This window comes from Mycobacterium sp., assembly GCF_035506235.1.
Lineage (GTDB): Bacteria > Actinomycetota > Actinomycetes > Mycobacteriales > Mycobacteriaceae > Mycobacterium.
Genome location: NZ_DATJPU010000148.1, coordinates 1 through 2,683 on the forward strand (window position 1 = coordinate 1; position 2,683 = coordinate 2,683).

The following is a 2,683-nucleotide window of genomic DNA, read 5'->3' on the forward strand; positions in this document are numbered from 1 at the left end:
ACATCGGCTCCAACAACAACCATGGTGGTTGCCTCCTTCACTGTGAGGTGACGGTTGGGCCGGTCGGCGGACACATCTCAGTGGGGGCGATGCCACGCTCCTATCAAGTCACGCCGGCCGGTCCTTCACACCTGATGCCGACAAAACGCATGAACACCAACCCAAAGGCGGCACAAACCGTACGAGCCAGACACCAGGTGATCAGGATCCAACCACCGCAACAAGCGGCGACCTCACCTTGACACTGAGCAGACCGTAGCGTGGCAAACATGGCCCCCGATTTGCGACCCGGACCTCATTCCCCGCCCACCGACGAGTTGCACAGCGCCGAGGACACGCTGGGCGTGTTGCAGCGAGTGCTGCATCCGATCGCCGCCGACGACATGACCCGGCAGACGCCGTGCACCGAGTTCGACGTGACGCAGTTGACCGCGCACCTGCTGAAGTCGATCGAGGGCCTCGGCGGCATGGTGGGCGCGGAAATTCCGGAGCGCGACGAGAGCGAATCGGTGGAGCGGCAGGTCATCGCCGCTGCCCGGCCGGCCCTGGATGCCTGGCATCGCCGGGGTCTGGACGGCACCGTGCCTTTCGGCAAGGGCGAGATGCCGGCCAAGGGCGCCTGCGCGATCCTGTCGATCGAATTCCTAGTCCACGCCTGGGATTACGCCGCGGCCGTGGGGCACCGGGTCGACGCGCCCGAACCGCTGTCGGAATACGTGCTGGGGTTGGCGCGCCAGACCATCAGGCCGGAACTGCGTGGCAGCGTGGGGTTCGACGACCCGGTCGACGTGCCCGCGGACGCCGGCGCCCTCGAGCAGCTGATCGCGTTCACTGGCCGCAACCCGGCCCGGTAGGCCGGGCCGCGGCGGCTGTTACACCCGCTCGAGGTAGAAGTAGTAATACCGGCCGTTGTCCAGGACACCCTTGCCGTTCATGATGCCCATCACCGCGTCGTCGTCGATCTTTTTGAAGTGGTCGTGCACGGGTTGGCCGTCATAGACCATCGTGGCGGTGACCTCGCCGCGGAAGCCCTCCAGCCACAGGCTGGCCTCGCCCTTGCCCATCGCCTTGTTGGAGAATTTGTTCCCGTCGGCGTCCACGCAGACCAACGGCTGCACGTCGGCGGCCGACTTGAAGGCCTTGCCGAACCAGCCGGCCTTTTCCAATTGGCCGTTCATCTTGTGACCGGTGCGGAACTCGCCGCCCTTCCACTCGCCGATCATGCCCTCGATGGATGCGGGCTGCAGCGTCGCCCAGAAGTCATCCAGCTCGGCATCGGCAATGCTGCCGCGGCGTTCCTTGAACTCGGTGAACTTCTTGCGGGCCAGGCTCATTGGTTCTCCTTGATCCAGTCGCGAGCGAACCGCAGCAGGGCGTCGTTTTCCTCCGGGGCCCCGATGGTGACCCGGACGCCGTCCGGCGCGAACGGGCGGACCACGATGCGCGCGTCGGCGGCCCGCGCCACGAAGTCGAGTGTGCGCGCGCCCAGCGGCAGCCAGACGAAGTTGGCCTGCGACGGCGGCAGGGCGTATCCGGCCTCACGCAAACCGGCGGTGACCCGGGAACGCTCGGCGACCACGGCGTCGGTGCGGGCCAGGAGCTCGTCGGCGGCGTCCAGGGAGGCGATGGCGGCGGCCTGCGAGATGCTCGTCACCGCGAATGGCACGTAGACCTGGTCCAGGGCGGTGATCAGGTCGGGGTGGCCGACCGCGTAGCCGACGCGCAGGCCCGCCAGCCCGTATGCCTTCGAAAAGGTCCGCAGCACAACGACGTTGCCGCGGGCGCGGGCCAGCTCCAAGCTGTTGGGCGACATGCCGTCGCGGATGTACTCGACGTAGGCCTCGTCGATGGCGATCAGGATGTGCGGCGGCACGGCCTCGACGAACCGCGCCAGTGCGTCGGGGTCGACGACCGTGGACGTCGGGTTGTTGGGGTTGCAGACGAAGATCAACCGCGTGCGGTCGGTGACCGCGGCCAGCATCCCGTAGAGGTCGAACACGTGGTCGGCCAGGGGCACCTTGACCGCGACGGCGCCGGCGACCTGCACCATGGGCGGGTACAGCTCGAAGCTGTGCCAACCCATCACCACCTCGTCACCTGCCGAGGCGGTGATCTGGATGACCTGCTGGCACAAACTCACCGAACCGCAACTCACCGCGACCTGCTCGGGCGCGAAGTCCGCGGAGTTCGCCGAACTGAGGTGTTTGGCCAGCGCCGCCTTGAGCTGTACGCAGGCGCTGTCGGGGTAGCGGTGCACCCTGTCGGTGGCCCGCTCGATGGCCGCGCGGACGCTGGGCAGCGGGCCATGCACGGTCTCGTTGCTGGCCAGTTTGATCGAACCCGGCACCGTCTTGCCGGGAACGTAGACCGGGAGCCCCGACAGCTCGGGTCGCAGGCGGGCGGTCACTTCGACAGCATATGTCGGTGCTGTGTACGCTATGCCTCCGGCGGTTCGGGGACACCCGTAAGGGTTCGGGTACCCTCAGGAAGCTGATGGAGGCGTGCCAGAGCGGCCGAATGGGGCTCACTGCTAATGAGTTGTCCCCCTCAAAGGGGACCGGAGGTTCAAATCCTCTCGCCTCCGCCACGCGTGACAACTGAAGACCGGCGCCCGTAGCTCAACGGATAGAGCATCTGACTACGGATCAGAAGGTTGGGGGTTCGAATCCCTTCGGGCGCGCTG

General features: G+C 66.9%; 4 protein-coding genes and 2 tRNA genes. 4 read left to right on the forward strand and 2 right to left on the reverse strand.

The genetic code is table 11. The annotated features are described in order from the left end of the window. Both VMD50_RS13955 and VMD50_RS13960 read left to right on the forward strand, forming a co-directional pair. On the forward strand, positions 1 to 242 hold a 242-nt coding region (locus VMD50_RS13955; RefSeq protein ID WP_325428336.1), incomplete at its 5' end, for a hypothetical protein. Positions 243 to 269: 27 nt separating this feature from the next. After that, complete coding sequence (locus VMD50_RS13960) at positions 270 to 854, forward strand: TIGR03086 family metal-binding protein (protein ID WP_325428337.1); 585 nt, start codon at positions 270 to 272, stop codon at positions 852 to 854. 18 nt (positions 855 to 872) lie between these two features. Here VMD50_RS13960 and VMD50_RS13965 read toward each other — a convergent pair whose 3' ends face one another. Both VMD50_RS13965 and VMD50_RS13970 read right to left on the reverse strand, forming a co-directional pair. Further along, positions 873 to 1,334, reverse strand: coding sequence for a DUF4334 domain-containing protein (locus VMD50_RS13965; protein ID WP_325428338.1), 462 nt, complete (start codon positions 1,332 to 1,334; stop codon positions 873 to 875). Then, positions 1,331 to 2,407, reverse strand: coding sequence for a pyridoxal phosphate-dependent aminotransferase (locus VMD50_RS13970; RefSeq protein ID WP_325428339.1), 1,077 nt, complete (start codon positions 2,405 to 2,407; stop codon positions 1,331 to 1,333). The genes VMD50_RS13965 and VMD50_RS13970 overlap by 4 nt, the downstream gene beginning before the upstream one ends. 88 nt (positions 2,408 to 2,495) lie before the next feature. Between VMD50_RS13970 and VMD50_RS13975 the strand changes: the two genes are divergently transcribed. Together VMD50_RS13975 and VMD50_RS13980 are read left to right on the forward strand one after the other, a co-directional pair. Then, a tRNA-Ser gene (locus VMD50_RS13975) sits at positions 2,496 to 2,587 on the forward strand. A gap of 20 nt (positions 2,588 to 2,607) precedes the next feature. After that, positions 2,608 to 2,680: transfer RNA gene (locus VMD50_RS13980), tRNA-Arg, on the forward strand. Positions 2,681 to 2,683 lie beyond the last annotated feature (3 nt).